This is a genomic window from Pseudomonas fitomaticsae, assembly GCF_021018765.1.
GTDB lineage: Bacteria > Pseudomonadota > Gammaproteobacteria > Pseudomonadales > Pseudomonadaceae > Aquipseudomonas > Aquipseudomonas fitomaticsae.
Genome location: NZ_CP075567.1, coordinates 3,172,328 through 3,190,029 on the forward strand (window position 1 = coordinate 3,172,328; position 17,702 = coordinate 3,190,029).

Consider the following 17,702-nt stretch of genomic DNA (forward strand, 5'->3'; position numbering starts at 1 on the left):
AGCCGCTGCATGTATCAATACGATGATTACGACCGGGCGCTGGTGTTCGAGCGCGTTGCGCAGTTTCGCGATCAGGTCGAGCGCTTCATGGCCGGGGAGTTGAGCGAAGAAGAGTTCCTGCCGCTGCGCCTGCAAAACGGCCTGTACATGCAAAAGCACGCTTACATGCTGCGGGTGGCGATTCCCTACGGCACCTTGAGCGCCGGGCAGATGCGCACACTGGCGAGCATCGCCAGTGACTACGACCGTGGCTACGGCCACTTCACCACCCGGCAGAACATGCAGTTCAACTGGATCGAACTGCACGAAGTGCCGGACATTCTCGAACGTCTGGCGCAGGTCAACATGCATGCGATCCAGACCTCGGGCAACTGCGTGCGCAACATCACCACCGAAGCTTTCGCCGGGGTCGCGGCGGACGAATTGATCGACCCGCGTCCACTGGCGGAGATCCTGCGGCAATGGTCGACGATCAACCCGGAATTCCTGTTCCTGCCGCGCAAGTTCAAGATCGCCATCTGCTCGGCGAAGCAGGATCGCGCGGCGATCATGATGCATGACATCGGCCTGTACCTTTACCCCGGCCGTGACGGCCAGATGCTGCTGCGAGTGATCGTCGGCGGCGGTCTGGGGCGCACGCCGATCCTCGGTCTGCAAATCCGCGATGGCCTGCCGTGGCAGCATTTGCTGTCCTATGTCGAGGCGGTGTTGCGGGTCTACAACCGCCACGGCCGGCGCGACAACAAGTACAAGGCGCGGATCAAGATTCTGGTCAAGGCGCTGGGCATCGAGGCGTTCGCCAAGGAAGTCGAGGAGGAATGGCAACACCTCAAGGACGGCCCGGCGCAACTGACCGAGGATGAATACCAGCGCGTCGCCAGTGCTTTCGTGCCGCCGAGCTATCGCACGCTGGCGGGCACCGATCTGGATTTCGGCACGCACCTGGCCGACAACCCGGCGTTCGCCCGTTGGGTCGCGCGTAACGTGCAGCCGCACAAAGTGCCGGGCTACACCTGCGTGGTGTTGTCGACCAAACCGGGCCAGGCTTCGCCGCCGGGGGATGTCACCGGTTTGCAGATGCTGGCGGTGGCCGACTGGTCCGAGCGTTTCGGCTTCGGTGAGATTCGTATCGCCCATGAGCAGAACATCGTCCTGCCAGATGTGCCCAAGGCACAGCTGTATGCGCTGTGGCAACTGGCGAAAGAGCAGGGGTTGGGCGCCGCCAACGTCGGCCTGCTGACCGACATCATTGCCTGCCCCGGCGGTGATTTCTGTGCGCTGGCCAACGCCAAGTCGATCCCGATTGCCCAGGCGATTCAGGCGCGTTTCGACAACCTCGATTACCTGCATGATCTGGGCGACATCAGCCTGAACATCTCCGGCTGCATGAACGCTTGCGGCCATCACCACATCGGCAACATCGGGATTCTCGGCGTCGATAAGAACGGCAGCGAGTGGTACCAGATCACCCTCGGCGGCGCCCAGGGCAAGAACAGCGCACTGGGCAAAGTCATCGGCCCGTCGTTCAGCGCCGCCGAAGTGCCGCAGGTGATCGAACGGATCATCGGCACGTTCGTGCGTTATCGCGAAGCCGAAGAGTTGTTCGTCGATACCGTGGCGCGCATCGGACTGGAGCCGTTCAAGGAACGGGTCTACCCGAAAGCGCTGGAGGTGCCGGCATGAACAATCTGCTGCGGATGGAGGCGAGCGGGGCGCGGATCGTGCTTGACGATCCGTGGACGTTGATTCGCTCGCCTGAAACGGCTGACAGCACTGAAATGCTGATTCTGCCGCTGGCCCACTGGCTCGAATCGCCCTCGACCCATGCGGTCTGGCTCGGCCCGGACGACGACGTCGAAAGCCTGTTGCCCTGGCTGACCTCGCTGCCACTGATCGCCCTCGACTTCCCGAACTTTCGCGACGGCCGCGCCTACAGCCAGGCCTATCTGCTGCGCAGCCGGTTCGGCTGGAAAGGCGAGCTGCGCGCCATCGGCGATGTGCTGCGCGACCAGCTCAGCCACATGCGCCAGTGCGGTTTCGACAGTTTCGCCGTGCGCGAGGACAAATCCGCCGAGGATGCGCTCAAGGGTCTGGCCGGGATGAGCGTGTTGTACGGGCGCTCGGTGATCGAGCCGCGACCGTTGTTCCGGCGCAGGTGATGCAAGGGAAACCCTTAGAACCCTGATGAATCGGGGATTTTTCCTTGGGTCGATGGTGGCCTTTTGGTAGAGTCCCCGTCGCCAGCGGGTTTTCGGCTGGACGACGGAACGAAGAAGGGAGTCTGATCAGTGAGTCCGGGCAAAAAAATTCTGGGCATCACCGCGTTGCTGCTGATGGTGACGCTGTGGGCCGGTTACATCTATGTGTTCAACGAAAACCGTGGCGGTCAGCTCGGTGGCGTCGGCGAAAGCACCGCCTGGTGCGGCACGCCGCCGAACACCGAAGCGGTGTTGCTGGGCAAGGATCAACTGACCCTGCGCATCACCAACAACCTGCGCGGCGAGTTCATGCTCAGCGGCGCGGTGGTGGTCTCCGAACGCACCTTCAACCGCTATGACCTGGGCCGCAACGAACTGCGTCTGCGCCTGGAACCGTTGCAGTGGTCGTTTGGCGTCACGCCGATCTTCCTCGAACAGGTGAAAGTCCTGCCCCTGAGCCGCAACCTCGCCTCGACCGACAAGAGTGCCTTCGCCGAACTCGAATCGCGCCCGATCAGCGTTCAGGGCCGGGTCACCGAATTTCCTTTCGACACCTATCGCTACGGCTACAAACCGGTGCTGTATTACCTCAAGGGCAGCGAGCGCATCGACCTGCGCTTCAAGAACATCACCACGCTGATGGAGATGTCCAACACCTTCACGCCGATCCAGAAGTACAACCGCGCCGACTACATCAACGAGAAAAACTCGATGATCCGCGACGAGGACTACAAGGCCTACGGCCCCCACGAATGCGCGTTCAGCGTCGAGCGCAAAGGCTCGTTCAAGGTCGTGGTGCTGTTGATGCTGCTGGTGCTGTGTCTGCCGTTGCTGCTGGTGTTCTACCGCGATGAGCCGGGGATCGACTTCCTTGCCACGCTGGTGGGGATCGGCGTGGTGCGCACGGTGCTGGTGGGGCCGGTGCAGGATTTCCAGCTGTACAACATTGATTTTCTGTTTGGTGCGGCGATTCTGCTGGTGGGCACGGTGTCGCTGATCAAGGCGATGCGGGCGAACAGCCGGCGGGAGATGGCGTTGCGCAGCGGAGAGACTTCGAGCTGGTGACGCAATCAGGCGGGAGCAGCAGAGTGCTGCTCCCGCCTGTTTTCATTTCAACGCCGGATCCCCACTATTCAGCTTCTTCCACCCCTGCAATACCACCTGCGCCTTCGGCTCCTGGCCGCTGTCGAGATACCACTGAATCAGTGACAACCGCGCATTGCGGTTCGCCGGTTGCTGCTTGAGCAGCGCCTCCAGCTGCGCGCACGCCTCATCGACCTTGCCACTTTCGTGCAGCGCCACCGCCAGCACATAACCGTACTGCGCGTTCTGCGGTTCCAGTTGTGCAGCCTTGCGCAGAGGCGACATGGCGTCGGCCGGCTTGCCGGCGCGGATCAATGACAATCCTCGGGTGTGCTGCAACAGGGCGGCATCAGGATGTGCCTTGAGGTTTTCATCCAGCAGTTGCTGTGCCTCGGGACCGCGACCGTTGGCCTCCAGCCATTGCACCAGCGTGACCAGCGCCGGGTAGAAATCCGGGTCGCGTTTCAGGGCCGTACGCAACAGGCCTTCAACCTCCGAACTGCGACCGCTGGCCTGATAGAGCATCGCCAGATTCAGGTTGGCCTCGGCACGTTCGGCCAGGCTCTTTTGCACCGCTTCGTACTCGGCAATCGCCGCCTCCCAATTGGCCTGCGCCGGGCCCAAACCATTGCGGGCCACACTCAACAGATCTCGCGCCGCAGCGATTCTCACCGCTTTCACCGGATCGCCCAGTAACGGCGTCAACAGAGGCAAACGCTCCGGTGGCGGCAGGAATGCGCTGATCGCCCGCACGGCGTTTTCACGAACCTGCGGCGCCGGGTTTTTCAGATCCGTCGTCGCCAGCGTCAGGGCTTGTTCACTCGGATAAAGCGGCAATTCCGCCAGCAACGTCGCTCGTTGTATCGCTGGCAGATTGCTGCGCTGCAACTGCTCATACAACGCCTGCGCAGCACCCGGTTGGCCGTTGCGAATCAGCCACAGGCTTTCGTCGTATCGCGGCGCTTGCGGCGTGGTCGAGGCATTCCACAGCTTGAACTGCGCAGTGACCTTGTCGCCGGTCTTGCCCTGGTGGCAGGTCAGGCAGGCGTCCGGCGTGCCGAGTTTTTGCGCGCGTTCGGGGTTGGGGATGCTGAAGCTGTGGTCATGCCGGAAGTCGTTGCCCATGTAGAACTTGCCGGGCATGTGGCAATCCAAGCATTGCGAGCCGGGCTGGCCCAGGGTGTGGCGGGTGTGTTCGAAGCTGTCGTAGTTCTTCGCTTGCAGGCCCTTGCCGTCGACGCCTTCGACGGAGGTTTTGCCGGCGGTGTTGTGGCATTGCAGGCACACCGCGTTGCCCGGTGCCTTGAGCTCGGTGCTGTGGGGATTGTGGCAATTGCTGCAACGCACGCCCTTGTCGAACATTTTGCTTTGGGCGAAGGAGCCGTGTTCGAACACTTCGTCCTTGATCTTGCCGTCCAGCGCATACAGCTCGCGGGTGAGGACGCTGGGCAGGTAATCGTCCATCAAGCGATTGCCGACGGTGTAGCCATCGCCCAACGGTGCGCGGCGGGCGTGGCAGCGGGCGCAGGTTTCGATTTCGACGGTGGCGTTCTTGTCCTTGAGGTCGACGGCGAACCCGGCGTGGATCAGGTCGGTTTTCTTCGCCGTCCATTCCAGGTGATTCGACGCCGGACCGTGACAGGCCTGGCAGCCGACGCCGAGACTGTTCCACTGGCTGGCGAAGGTGTTGCTGGCCGCATCGAAGTTGCGCTTGAACCCGGTGGTGTGGCACTCGACGCACATAAAGTTGGCGTTCTGGCTGGGCTTGCTCCAGTGCAGCGGATTCTTGAAGTTCACGCCCTGGCCAGGGTAGAGGTGAAACCAGCGGTTCTTCTCGGTATCCCAGGCCACGCCAAGCGCCTGCAACCGGCCTTCGCCGACCTCGATCAGGTATTGCTGAAGCGGGGCGATACCGAAGGTATAGGCGACCTTGAAGTCAGCATTCTTGCCGTCGATGCCGGGCGTGTTGACCCAGAAATCATCGCCCTTGCGCGAAAAGCGGGTGGTCTCGTTTTCAGCTTTGAAAACGACGTTGTTGAAATCGCCGAGCATGGTTTCAGCGTTTGCCGGTTGCATCGCCAACTGGTGATGAGAGCCTTGCCAATCCTTGACCTGCTCGCTGTGACAGCCCTGGCATTGCTGCTCGTCGACCATGCTCGCAGGCGACATCGCCACGGTGGGCGCAGGCTTGGCCGGCGCCACAACCGGGGCGCTCACGGGAACCGGTTTGACCGGCACCGGCGCGGGGCTGAACAGAAACCAGCCGATCCCCGCGACTGCCACCAGCAGCACGCCAATGGAAACGGGAAACAGGTAACGTGAAAGTGAGGTCGGTGAAGCATCAGGCTGAAGCGGTGCAGCTTTATTCTTATGCTTGGGCATTGCGACTTCCGTAGTCCAGGTGCATTTGCCGTCGGGCGCGCGTTCAAGCTTGATGGAGCTTTGCCGCCTCATCCGTATCTGTCAAATGAGCGGGGCCGGTGTGATGTGAATATTGTGTTTTTGGATCGCAATCGGCGTGGTTTTAGCTATACCTGTAACTCCCCAATGCAATAAATCCGGCCTTCCGACAGGAGTTACAGCATGAAGCTAGCCGTAATGATGAGCACCCTGTGCATTGCCACGCTGGGCGTGGTGGGCTGCTCCAGCAAAACCGTCGCACCCGACGAGTACTCAGGCTTCCTCAAGGACTACAGTCAGCTCAGGGAGGCCAAATCCCCGTCGGGGGCTGAAGTGATGCGCTGGATCGACCCGAAAATCGACATCGGCAAATTCACCAGCGTCTACGTCGAACCGACCCAGCTCTATCCCAAACCTCAACCCACCGTGAAGATTCCGCAGCAGACCCTCAACGGCATCACCAGCTACTACGATCAGGCGCTCAAGCGTGAGCTGGGCAAATCCCTGCCGCTGGCCTCAGGCCCCGGGCCGGGTGTGATCGTGGTACGCGCGGCGATCACCGCCGTGAGCAGCAAGACCGAAGGCCTGCATGCCTATGAAGTGATTCCGATTGCCCTGGTCGCCGCAGCGGTCAGCACCGCCAGCGGCATTCGCGATCAGGAAACCACGCTGGCGACCGAAGCGGTGTTCCTCGATGGCGGCACCAACAAGGTGGCGGCGCAGGTGGTGCGCAAGGGCTCCGGCAAACCGCTGGAAAACGATTCGCAGGTGATGAAGGCCGATGACGTGAAAAGCGTGATCGATGGCTGGGCGTCGGATCTGCATCAGTCCTACCTCAAGCTCAAGGCCAAGTAAGACCGGCACGCCGGGTCGTCCTTGAGGGCGATCCGGTGTGTGCACGGCGTCAGAAGCTGGCGCGCGCCAGTCGGTTGTAATGGCTGAGCAAGCCGTCGTAACTGCGGGTCACGGCATAGTAGTCCTCGCTCAAACGCTGAGGCTCTGAGTGGTTCTGCCAGTCGGTATGCAGCGTGTTCAATGCCTCGAGATAGTTTTGCCCCGGCTCGCCGATGCGCAGCCACAGATCCCGTGCGGCATCGGTCTTGTTCTGGAATCCGCCCGTGCGCGGCGCGAGCCAGGGTTCGCGACGGTTCCATGCCTGTTGCAGCTTTGCGGTGGTTTCGGCCAGCAACTTCGGGGTCAGCGTGCGGTTTTTCATCGCTTCGTCGAGCACGTCGGCGGTCTCCCGCGCCTGAATCATGTACGCCAGCAAGTCCCAGTGAATGTCCCTGCCCAGACGCGTTTCGATCAGCTTGAGCTGTTCGGGACGTTGCGCGGCGTCGAGCGGCAGCAGGCTTTGCCGCAGAGCCGTCGAGGCGCTGATGTACTCCTGTGAAACGCGCTCGATCGCCGCCAGTTCTCCAGGAGAGGGCTGTTGCGACCCGGAGATGAAACTCGCCTCTCGGTAAAACCGCGTGGGTGCAATGGTGGTCGTGACATGACTCAGCGCCCGGACGTACTCGTTGGCTTGCCGCGCCAGTTCAGGCTGCCAGGCCAGCAGTTCGAGTTTTTCCGTGAGGCCCTGACCGCAGACATCGCGCTGAATGTCTCGCACATTGAACGCGTCGCTGTCGTCGAAGTCCTTGAGGCTCTTCAACCAGCGCTGATCGCGAGGCAAGGGCGGTTGAGGGTTCCTGTAGCGGTCGTAGGCCACTCGCCATTGCACGTCGATCCGGTTGATGCAGGCGATCACCGGGCTCAGCGCATTGGCCTGGGCGGTGACCGGCGCATCGCGCCGGTCCAGCCAGAGATCGAGCTGGAGGAAAGGGCGGGTCGCACTCGTCAGCGCCATCACCACCAGCGCGAAGAAGAGACCGACGCAAAACATCACTCTCGTGCTCATGGGCGCGCCTCCTTGCCGTACCACTGCTCAACGGTGGCCGGTGCGCTGCATTCGGCGGTGGTGGCCGGCAAGCGGCTGCACAGGCGTTCGGTCCAGGGTTGCAGGCCCTGATTGCGATTGACCGTGCCCTGGCTGGCGACCACTTTGAATACGCCGAGCACGAGGGCCAGCACCAGAATGCCGAGGATTGTCACGCCGACTTTCACGGCAGGTCGGCTCTCTTCCCAGGACACCCGCGGCCTGGACTGCCAGCGGCGCACCAGTCCGAAGGTCGCCAGGGTCGCGGCATACACCCCGCCGGCAATCGGGCCGAAAAACCAGCCGAGCCCGGCCACCATCAACGCACCGGGCACAAGGTCGCGCAGCACGCCGAACGGCGGCGAGTCTTTGAGGGGGCCGGGGCAAAGGCTTGCGCTGAGCCGGTCGTCCAGCCGCCACACGCGATGGGCAACGTTGTGCACCAGCCAATTGAGCCCGGCCACGATCACGCCAAACACCACGGTCGAAATCATGACGATATTGATCAACCCGCTGAGGCGCACGCCAAGCGGAATGTAATGGGTGAACGCGCCGATCAGGCACGCCAGCACCACGCCCACATACGTCGGCCAGTCATTGAAACTGAGTTCCCAGTCACGCCAGAAAAACGCGGTGCCACCGGGCATCTGCGCGCAGACCTTGGGGTGATTGGCGTACAGCTCCGAACTCAACTTGCGGCACTGCGCCCAGTCGTCCTCGCGCAGGCGTCGGGCCAGTGCGCGGCGGGCGCTGAACGAGCCGGTGCCCAGCAGCAGGCGGGCGGCGCGGTGCTCGGGGGTGGCCGGCGGTTCCAGGGCGAGCTGCTGCTGGCGAGCCACAAAAAACGGCGCATTTTGCCGAGCCAGCAGGCGTTGCCATTCGCCGTCAGGGCAGGGATTTCCCGTGCAGCCGTGCCAGCCCTGACCGGTGCGCACCCGTTCGAAAATCTCGGGAGACCAGAACGGCGCATCCAGCAGTAAATGGCTCAGGGCACGGTTGAACCATTGCCGATGTTGTTCAATCGCCAGCCAATTGAAATCGGCACAACGGGCGTAGGCCTGGAGAAATCCGTCGACGTCTTCCCGTTCGAGCGCATCGCGCATCGGTTGCGCAATGCGCGCGCGTTGTTGATCCAGCAACAGATCAATGGATATCTCGTCCAGCTCCAGGCGTTGCCAGGCGCTGAACCAGAAGAAGGTCGGGATGGCCCAGTCCACCAGCGTCTGCGAAGTCTCAGGGTGTTCAATGCAATGATGCAGCACCGTGTCTTCGAAGAAGTGCGCGCAACCCTGTTCGAGGGTGACGGCATGGCGATGATTCAGCTCTTCAACGCTGAGCCCGTCCAGCGAACGGGTCGCCAGTTGCAGGGCATCGACCTCGACCACGGTCAGGCCGCTCAGGTCCCAGGATTCTTCAATGCCCTGATCCTGTGTTTGCTCCTGCTCTTCGTCCGGATTCTGCTCGTGATACTGCTGCCATTCCTTGTAGGCCAGCGCCTGCTCATAGGCATCGCGCAGTCGCTGGAAGCCCTCGGGGTCGTCGTCGGGGCGGGTCTGTTTGAGCAGGACGGCATATTGGCGTTTGATCGTGCGCACATCGGCGTCGGCCGACAGGCCAAGGACGGTCCAGCAACTCATTGCGATGACAACTCCATAAAAACTGCGACGCGATCCAGTGGTGGCATTGTGATGTTGCGCACCCTACCTGTTTCGCGTCGAAAAGTCCTCGTGTCTCGCTCAGTCGCCGACAAACCAGCGGAAATACGGATTGCCGCCATCCCCGCGCATCACTTCGCGAATGTCCCGTCCCCAGGCATCGCGGTCACCGTCGTAGGCATGCAGGCTGGCGCGGTAGAACTGCATCAGGCGCTGGCGGTGGGCTTGCATGCGCTCGTCGAACCCGGCGTCGGTATTCACCAGCGGCGGCGCGACGTACAGATCGAGCAGGGCAGGCAGCACGCGGGTGATTTCCTTGGTGCGAACCCATGGCGCGTACTCGATGCGTGGCTGGTCGTCGGTCACTGCCGGTGCGTCGGCGGCGAAACGCTCCAGCCCGGCGCGGTCGGTGACCCAGGTCGACAGCAGCGCCGCCGCCGAGCCGATGCCGACATCCTGCAAGGCGCCGCGCACGCTGTCCTGTTGCAGGCGCTGGGTGATTTTTCCGGCGTCCAGTTCGATGGGTGTCAGTGAACCCACCAGCAGCGTTTCGTGGAACTCGCTGGTCCACAGCGTCGCGTACGGGAACACGTCGAGGAAGCTGCGCACCAGCGAGCGCGAGTCGTCGATATTCTGGGTCGGCAGCGGCAGCCATTGTGCGACCAGACCCTGTTTTTCCAGGCGGCTGGCGGCCAGTTGGTAGAAGTCGCGGGAATACAGGTTGACCACGCCGGCGGCGGAGGGCGGCGGTGGTTCGAGGGTGATCAGATCGTAGGTCTGCGGGCTGCGCAGCAGTTCCTGACGACCGTCGCGCAGACGCACATCGACGCCGGGGTCACTGGCGGCGTTGAAGTTGCCCTTGAACAGCGGCGCCGCTTTGACCACCGCCGGCAGCAGTTCGGCGACCACCCGGTGCTCCAGCCCCGGATAGCGCAGCAGCGCGCCGGCGGTGATGCCGGTGCCGAAACCGATCACCAGCGCCGAGCGCGGTTCGCCGTTGTGGATCAACAGCGGCAGCAGCGCCTGAATGCGCATGTAGCGCAGCGACGGCATGGCATCGCCGGTGTTCGACACGCCTTGAATGTACAAACGCTGGAAGGCATTGCGGCCTGTTCCCTGGCTGACCACCGCCACCGTGCCGCCGCGTCCTTCCTCGTAGAACGCCAGTGTGCCGTTGCGCGCACCGGGCAGCAGGCTGGCGAGTTTGTTCACGGGCGTGAGCACCGCCAGTGCCACCGACAACAGCCCGAGCGCGACTACCGCCTGACGTCGGCCTTTCTTCACGCCATGGCCCTTGCGCACAGCGAACCAGCCGATGCCGGCGGCGATGATCGCCAGCAGGCCCAGCGTGCGCACCAGCCCCAGCAGCGGGATCAGCACGAAGCCGCAAAGCATCACCCCGACAATCCCGCCCAGGGTGTTGAACGCCACCACTGCGCCGACATCGCGACCGATGCGCTCGTGACCGACGCTCAAACGCAGGGCCAGCGGAAATGCCGCGCCTAGCAGCAACGTCGGGACAAACACGATGACCAGCGCCGCCACGGCAAAACGCGCACTCATGCCGGCCAGTTCACTGGCGCCCTGGGTCAGCAGCCAGATTTCCGCCTGGCTCTGGGCGATCACCAGCCAACGGCCGAGCACGGCAATTTCCAGCAGGGCAATCAGTCCGGCGCCGGCGATCAGCAGGCCGAACACGCCCCACGGATCACGAATCCGTTCAACCCGCCGGGCGAGCAGGGCGCTGCCCAGAAACAGGCCGGCCAGATACGTCGCCAGCACCACGGCGAACGCGTAGGTGCGGGTACTCATGAATTGCACGATTGACTGCGACCACACCACTTCGTAGCCGAGGGCCACGCCGCCGGCGATGGAATACAGCCACAGGGCGGTGCGATCCGGCGCCTTTTCAATGTGATGTTTGACCGGCGTCTCGACCGGCATCGGACGCAGACGCTGCCAACCCAAGGCTCCGGCGGCGGCCAACAGGTTGAGCATCGCGGCGGCCAGCGCACTGCCGCGCACGCCGAGGGCGGCGATCAGCAGGAACGCCGCGAGCAGGGTGCCGGCAATCGCGCCGAGGGTGTTGGCCGCGTACAACTGACCGCCGGCCTTGCCCGGACTGGCCGCCAGCGAGCGCACCAGCACCGGCAACGTGCCGCCCATCAACACCGCCGGCGCGCCCACCAGAAGGAACGGCAACAGCCAGGCCAGCAGTCCGACATGATTCTGCAACCAGGCAAACGGGCCGGCCGCCACGCTCATGGCAAAGGTCGCGCCGACGCCCAGCACCGCCACCAGCACTTCCAGCCCGGCATACAGCAACACCGGCTGTTGCAGTCGATCGGCCCAGCGCCCGAACAGCCAGCCGCCCAGTGCGAGCCCGGCAAAGAAAGCGCTGATACCGGTAGTGATCGCATAGACCTCGACCCCGACCACCAGCGACAGCTGCTTGATCCACAGCACCTGGTAAACCAGCGCCGCAGCGCCGGAGATGCACAGCAGCAGGGCGGGGATCAGCAACGCCGCCGTGGCGGTGTGCGGGACGGGGTGGGCCGGGGATTTGCTGGCGACACGTGAGGACATGCAGATGGCCTTGTTCCGGTTCAAGAATGGCTGCGACTGTGCGGGGCTCATCGCGGGCAAGCCCGCTCCCACAGGGATCCATGGCGTTATACAAATCCCTGTGGGAGCGAGTTTGCTCGCGATGGGCGCGACTCGGTCACAAGCCGAAAACTGTGCCGCTCGCCAACGACGGCGAGCGGCGGTCACGCAGGCTTACTTGGCCGCTTTCATTTTCTCCTCGATTTTCTTGTCCACGTCTGCGCGGATCTGGTCGATGCTGAAGCTCGCCGGACGTTGGCTTGGCGGGTAATCGACGAAGGTTTGCAGGAACTTGGCGGATCGGCTTATACCCTGGAAGATCAGGTAGTCGTTTTTCGCCAGCCAGTCAAAGTATTGGTCGGAGACCGTGTCGGCGCGTTCATACGGATCCATGCGCAGATTGAAAATCTTCGGTACGCGCAGGCACGTAAACGGTTCGCTCCAGACCTTGAAGCCGCCCGGTGCACGCTGCTCGCAGAAGACGAACTTCCAGTCCTTGTAACGCATGCTCACCAGTTCACCGTCATCGTTGAAGTAGTAGAACTCGTCACGTGCGCTCTTGTCGGTCTTGCCGGTCAGGTAGTCCAGCTGGTTGAAACCGTCCAGATGCACCTTGAAGTTCTTGCCGCCAACGTCTGCGCCCTTGAGCAAGCGATCCTTGATGTCGAGATCACCCACGGCCGCGAGCAGGGTCGGGAACCAGTCCAGACCGGAGAACATTTGCGTCGACACTTCACCGGCCTTGACCTTGCCCGGCCAACGAATCATTGCCGGCACCCGATAGGCGCCTTCCCAGTTGGAGTTTTTCTCGTTGCGGAACGGCGTGGTGGCCGCGTCCGGCCAGGACCATTGGTTCGGGCCGTTGTCGGTGGTGTAGACCACGATCGTGTTGTCGGTGATTTTCAGGTCATCGAGGGTCTTGAGCAGTTTGCCCACGTCGCCGTCGTGTTCGAGCATGCCGTCTGCATACTCGTTGCCGACCATGCCGCTCTGGCCCTGCATGGACTCACGCACATGCGTGAAGGCGTGCATGCGGGTGGTGTTCATCCAGACGAAGAACGGTTTGTCAGCCTTGGCCTGTTTCTCGATGAACGCCTGCGCGGCGGCGGTGGTTTCATCGTCGATGGTTTCCATGCGCTTCTTGTTCAAGGCGCCGGTGTCTTCGATCTTGCCGTCGGCAAAACTGTGGATCACGCCACGGGGCGAGGAAGCCTTGACGAACTCGGCATCATCCTTGGGCCAGTAAGGGCGTTCCGGCTCTTCTTCGGCATTCAGGTGATAAAGATTGCCGAAGAATTCATCGAAGCCATGGTTGGTGGGAAGGTACTCGTCCCTGTCGCCGAGGTGATTCTTGCCGAACTGACCGGTGGCATAACCGTGGGCCTTCAGCGCCTGGGCGATGGTCACGTCACGGGCCTGCAAGCCGACCGGTACGCCCGGCATCCCGACCTTGGACAGGCCGGTGCGCAGCGCTGTCTGGCCGGTAATGAACGTGGACCGCCCGGCGGTGCAACTGTTCTCCGCATAGTAGTCGGTGAACATCATGCCTTCCTTGGCGATCCGGTCGATGTTCGGCGTCTTGTAGCCGACCACGCCCATCGAGTAGGCACTGATGTTGGTCTGGCCGATATCGTCGCCGAAGATCACCAGAATGTTGGGTTTATCGGCCGCTGAGGCGGTTGCCGACAGGGCCATGACTGAAGTCGCCACCAGGGCGAGCCTGGGTATCCACTTGCGTATGCGAGTCATATGACTTGCTCCTTTAGCGCGGGGGTGGGGTGCACGACAAACGTTTTTTCCTGCTACTTCACTTGCTCGGGTACGGGCGGATCGAACGGGTAGATCCGGCGCCAGTCGCTCGCCATGTCCACCACGGTCCAGCCTCGGGAGTTCGCTTCGTCGAGGGCCTTGTCCAGGCGCCCGATATCGGATTTTCGGTCGTAGGCCCACTCGCGCTTGGCGTCGGTGTGATGCACCAGGCCCATGAAGCGTTTGCCGGGACCGGAGGCGGTCCACTGCAGCATCTGCAGGTCGCCGTCGGAGTTGCCGAAGGCGAGGATCGGCCGACGCCCGATCACGGCGTCGATGCTCACCGGTTTGCCCGGGCCGTCGTCGTTGTGCGCCAGTTTGGCGGTGCGCATGATCGAGGCCTTGCCGTCCTTGTATTCGAACGCGGTCACGAAGGTGGTGCCGATCACCCGTTCCGGCGGGATGCCGTAGACCTTCTCGGCGAAGGCGCGCATGAAGCCAGTGTCGCCACCCGAGACGATGTAGGTCTTGAAGTCCTGGCTGCGCAGGTAGTCGAGCATTTCCAGCATCGGCTGGAAGATCATTTCGGTGTACGGCTTGCCGGTTTTCGGATGGCGGGCCTGGGAGAGCCAGGTTTTTGCGTAGTCATCGAACGCTTCGGTGGTCATTCCCGAATGAGTGGCGGCGACGATCTTCATGATGCCGTCCATGCCTGAAGCGGCGAGGGCCTTGTGATCGTTTTCCAGAACAGCCTTGAACGGCTGAGTGGTTTTCCATTCTGGGTGCTGTGGTGCCGTGCGTTTGACTTCATCGAACGCGAACAGGATTTCGAAATAGGCGGGTTGCTCGCTCCAGAGGGTGCCGTCGTTGTCGAACACGGCGATGCGTTCGGCGGGTTTGACGAAGTCCTTGCCGGCCTGATCGGTGACCGCCTCGACGAACTCGATGATGTGCTTTTTCGCCGGGCTGTCGTTCCATGACGGCAGCGGTTCGCTGGCCTGCGCCAGCAGCGGCAATGCGAGGCCGAACAACAGGGCCAGACCGAAACGTTGGCGATGCAGCATCGGGTTCGTCATGGGAAATCCTTCTCGTGAACGGGGTTGAGCGGGCGCAGGGCCGAGGCCGGTCGGGCCTGCTGTTGTTTGGCCTGACTGTGAAGCGTAGACAACGATTGGCGCAGCTGACCCAGTGCCTGCCCAGCGGCCGGATCGCGCCCGTAAAGGCTGCGCAACAGTCCTTGCAGGCGTGGCCCGGCGTTGCTCAGTTTCAGGCCCAGACCGCAACGTCGCAGCCACAGGTACAGGGCCGTCAGCTGCGGCGGTTGCCCGGCCAGTTGCCCGGCGACCTGCTGCCACGCGAAGTCGGCCGATTGCTGGCGGGCCTGTTGCCGCACAAGCTGGCGCTGTTGCCATTGACGGCGCGCACGGCTGAACGCAGGCCGGCCGAGATAACCGAGTACGCCCAGTGCGGCCAGCACGGCGAGCCAGAGGAATCCCTGTGTCGACAAGTGCAGGCGATGGTTCTGGCCGAGCTGGCGCAGATCCTCGGTGATCGAGAACACCGGTTTGTAGGCGCTGTTGGCACTGGCCTCGAAGGTGACCTCGGGGACTTGCGCCGTGCGAATCTGTTGCGTGCGCGAGTCCCACCATTTCACGTTGATGGCCGGCAGGGTGTGGGCACCGGCGGTGTCGATGCGATAGCTGACGCTGTCGATGCGCTGACCGCCCAGAATATTGCCGCGCCCGTCATCGAGGCTGCTGACTTGCGGCGTCTTCACATAGCGGCTCAGTCCTTTGACTTCGCTCAGAGCAGGCACGGGCAGCGCCATGGCCAGTGCGCCGTCGGCTTGCAGGGTCAGTTGGCGGGTGAGGCTGTCGCCGACTTTCAGCGGCGTGGCCGACCGGGTGACGGTTTGGCTGAAGCGCAGCCCGGTGGCCACCAGCGGGGTTTCTCCGGGGTTGAAGCCGGGTGGCAGGGCGGCGCTGAATTGCAGCGGCTGGCTACTGGCGCTGATTTCAGCGGTGGCCTGGCCGGGTGTGGCGCTTACGGTCAGCGCCGGAACGTCGAAGGTTCGGGCGGCATTGGGCGTGATCAGGTAGCTGTAGCGCAGACCACTGAAGGACTGGCCGTCGATGGTCTGGTTCAAGTGCTGGGCCTGACCGTCGGGTGGCATCACCAGCGCACCCTCGAGTTTCAGGTCGGGCAGGGTGGCGGCGCTGGTGAACCAGGTGTCGGTAAGCACGTCGAGTTGCAGCTCCACCAGACCGCCGACCTTGATGCCGTCGGCGGGTTGCAGTTGGGCCTGGACTTTGAGTTGGGGTTCAGCTGCAAAGGCGTTCAAGTTGATCAAACTGAACAGGAGCAATGCATTGATTATTGTATTGACTGGTCGTGCCTCATCGCGGGCAAGCCCGCTCCCACAGAGATCAGCTGTGTTCACTTCATTTGTGTTCGCACCACAAAACCCTGTGGGAGCGGGCTTGCCCGCGATGGCGGCAGCGAAAGTTAGAAAAGTCATGGCTTGGCCCCCGCCTGGTCCTGCAGGCTGAATTTCTGCCGGAGGAATTTCGCCGGTGAGGTGGTGAGGTTCTGCAGCCACAACGCATCCGACGTCGCCTGTTCGGTCGTCACGGCTTTGCTCTGGCCCTTGCCCGGTGTCTTGTCGAACTTGACCTCGTCCGGTTTGGTTTCTGGGGCGTTCTGATCGGCGCTTTCGGTGTCTTTCTGCAGGGCGATGGCCAGCGCCAGGTTGGCCGTGGCTTCGGGGAATTGTGGTTGCAGTTTCAACGCCTGCTGATAGGCCGCGATGGCTTGATCGAACTTGAAGCGGCGCACGTAGATGTTGCCCAGATAGAAATACGCTTGCGGCGTGTCCAGCCGGGCGAAGGTCGCCAGCGCCAGATCGAAGTCAGCGGCGTGATAGGCCGCGACGCCTTTCCAGTACGGATCGACAAACAGCGCCGCCGCTTGCGGGAAATGCTCATGCTCGAAGGCCCAGCGCCCTTGCTGGTCGCGGGTGAAGAACGCGTCGGTCAGGGCATTGGCCTGCGCCGGCGCCGATGGCCAGCCGAGACCCACGGCCAGAGCGAGTGCCGGCATCCAGTTCACGCTCCAGCCCTTGCGCACGCTGAACAACGCCAGCAGCAACAACGGCCAGCACAGCCAGTATCCGGCGTCTTTCCAGTGCAATTCCTGCTGCTCGGCGCTGGCGCTCTGAAAGTGTTGTTGCGCGTGCAGTTCGACCCAGTCCAGATCGTCGTTGGTCAGGGTCAGACTGCCCAGCGGCGCATCGAGTACCGAGGCCAGTTGCTTGATCGCCGCCGGGTCGAAGCTGCCCAGTACCGGACGACCGTTGCTGTCGGTGCGCGGCTGGCCGTTCGCATCCTGAATCAACCCGCCGTCCTGATTGCCCACCGCGAGCACCAGCACTTGCAAACCTGTGCCCTGCAACTGTTTGCCCAGTCCATCGAGCTGCGCAGTGTCGGCGCCGTCAGTGATCAACAGCAGGCTGCCCGGGGTTTTCTCGGCTTCGAGCAGGCGCTTGGCCTGATCGATCACGGCGCCGACATTCTTGCCCGGTTTGTCGATCAGCCCGGTGCCCAGGGCCTGAATGAAACTGTCGAGCAACGCCGGGTCATCGGTCGCCGGCAGCACCAGATGCGCGCTGCCGGCGTAGGCGATCAACGCGGTGCGCGCACCGGCGCGGCGCTGGATCAGGTCATGAAGGGTGTGTTTTGCGGCCTCCAACCGAGTGGGCGGTACGTCGCTGGCGTCCATCGACGGCGACAGGTCGACGGCCACGATCAGCGGCGCACGATTCTCCAGAAAGTCCGGCCGGTCCTGCTCCCAGGTCGGCCCGGCTGCCGCCACGGCGCCCAGCACCAGCAACGCACACAGCAGATGCACCGGACGCAGGCGCTGGTGATCCTGCGGGGTGACCAGCAGGTGCGGCAGCAGATGCTCGGCGATATTGCCGCGCAGACGCCGCTGCAAATCACGGCTGCGCCGCCAGATCAACGGCAGCAGCGCCGCGAACAGTGCGAGCAACAACCACAGCGGACGCAAGAAGTGGAAGTCGCCGAGATTGATCTCCAT

General features: G+C 62.9%; 12 protein-coding genes. 4 read left to right on the top strand and 8 right to left on the bottom strand.

From position 1 onward, the window contains the following. Positions 1-9 precede the first annotated feature (9 nt). The 3 genes from KJY40_RS14325 to KJY40_RS14335 all read left to right on the top strand — a co-directional run bounded on the left by KJY40_RS14325 (position 10) and on the right by KJY40_RS14335 (position 3,263). Complete coding sequence (locus tag KJY40_RS14325; protein ID WP_230737573.1) at positions 10-1,683, top strand: nitrite/sulfite reductase; 1,674 nt, start codon at positions 10-12, stop codon at positions 1,681-1,683. Then, a complete protein-coding gene (locus tag KJY40_RS14330; protein ID WP_230737574.1) occupies positions 1,680-2,159 on the top strand; it encodes a DUF934 domain-containing protein in 480 nt (159 codons plus the stop codon). The genes KJY40_RS14325 and KJY40_RS14330 overlap by 4 nt, the downstream gene beginning before the upstream one ends. Positions 2,160-2,288: 129 nt before the next feature. Further along, positions 2,289-3,263 carry a hypothetical protein gene (locus tag KJY40_RS14335; protein ID WP_230737576.1) on the top strand — a complete coding sequence of 325 codons (975 nt, stop codon included), beginning with the start codon at positions 2,289-2,291 and terminating at the stop codon, positions 3,261-3,263. 42 nt (positions 3,264-3,305) lie between these two features. On the opposite strand, the gene KJY40_RS14340 is transcribed toward KJY40_RS14335, so the two are convergent. After that, positions 3,306-5,663 carry a tetratricopeptide repeat protein gene (locus tag KJY40_RS14340; protein WP_230737578.1) on the bottom strand — a complete coding sequence of 786 codons (2,358 nt, stop codon included), beginning with the start codon at positions 5,661-5,663 and terminating at the stop codon, positions 3,306-3,308. Positions 5,664-5,864: 201 nt separating this feature from the next. Here KJY40_RS14340 and KJY40_RS14345 point away from each other — a divergent pair, with 201 nt between their 5' ends. Then, complete coding sequence (locus KJY40_RS14345; protein WP_230737580.1) at positions 5,865-6,536, top strand: DUF3313 domain-containing protein; 672 nt, start codon at positions 5,865-5,867, stop codon at positions 6,534-6,536. A gap of 49 nt (positions 6,537-6,585) precedes the next feature. Here the strand turns inward: KJY40_RS14345 and KJY40_RS14350 are convergent, their stop codons facing one another. The 7 genes from KJY40_RS14350 to KJY40_RS14380 form a co-directional block, all read right to left on the bottom strand. Next, positions 6,586-7,581, bottom strand: a complete 996-nt coding sequence (locus tag KJY40_RS14350; RefSeq protein ID WP_230737582.1) for a DUF3829 domain-containing protein — start codon at positions 7,579-7,581, stop codon at positions 6,586-6,588. After that, a complete protein-coding gene (locus KJY40_RS14355) occupies positions 7,578-9,236 on the bottom strand; it encodes a J domain-containing protein (RefSeq protein WP_230737584.1) in 1,659 nt (552 codons plus the stop codon). The genes KJY40_RS14350 and KJY40_RS14355 overlap by 4 nt, the downstream gene beginning before the upstream one ends. A gap of 99 nt (positions 9,237-9,335) precedes the next feature. Further along, on the bottom strand, positions 9,336-11,840 hold the full coding sequence (locus tag KJY40_RS14360) for a fused MFS/spermidine synthase (protein WP_230737585.1): 2,505 nt from the start codon (positions 11,838-11,840) through the stop codon (positions 9,336-9,338). Positions 11,841-12,032: 192 nt separating this feature from the next. Then, the gene (locus KJY40_RS14365) at positions 12,033-13,607 is read right to left on the bottom strand and encodes an arylsulfatase (protein WP_230737586.1); all 1,575 of its coding nucleotides are present in this window, start codon (positions 13,605-13,607) and stop codon (positions 12,033-12,035) included. Positions 13,608-13,660: 53 nt separating this feature from the next. Next, a complete protein-coding gene (locus KJY40_RS14370; protein ID WP_230737587.1) occupies positions 13,661-14,683 on the bottom strand; it encodes an HAD family hydrolase in 1,023 nt (340 codons plus the stop codon). Then, positions 14,680-16,125 (bottom strand): hypothetical protein, encoded by a 1,446-nt coding sequence (locus tag KJY40_RS14375; protein ID WP_230737588.1) that lies wholly within the window; start codon positions 16,123-16,125, stop codon positions 14,680-14,682. The genes KJY40_RS14370 and KJY40_RS14375 overlap by 4 nt, the downstream gene beginning before the upstream one ends. After that, complete coding sequence (locus KJY40_RS14380) at positions 16,122-17,702, bottom strand: VWA domain-containing protein (protein WP_230737589.1); 1,581 nt, start codon at positions 17,700-17,702, stop codon at positions 16,122-16,124. The genes KJY40_RS14375 and KJY40_RS14380 overlap by 4 nt, the downstream gene beginning before the upstream one ends.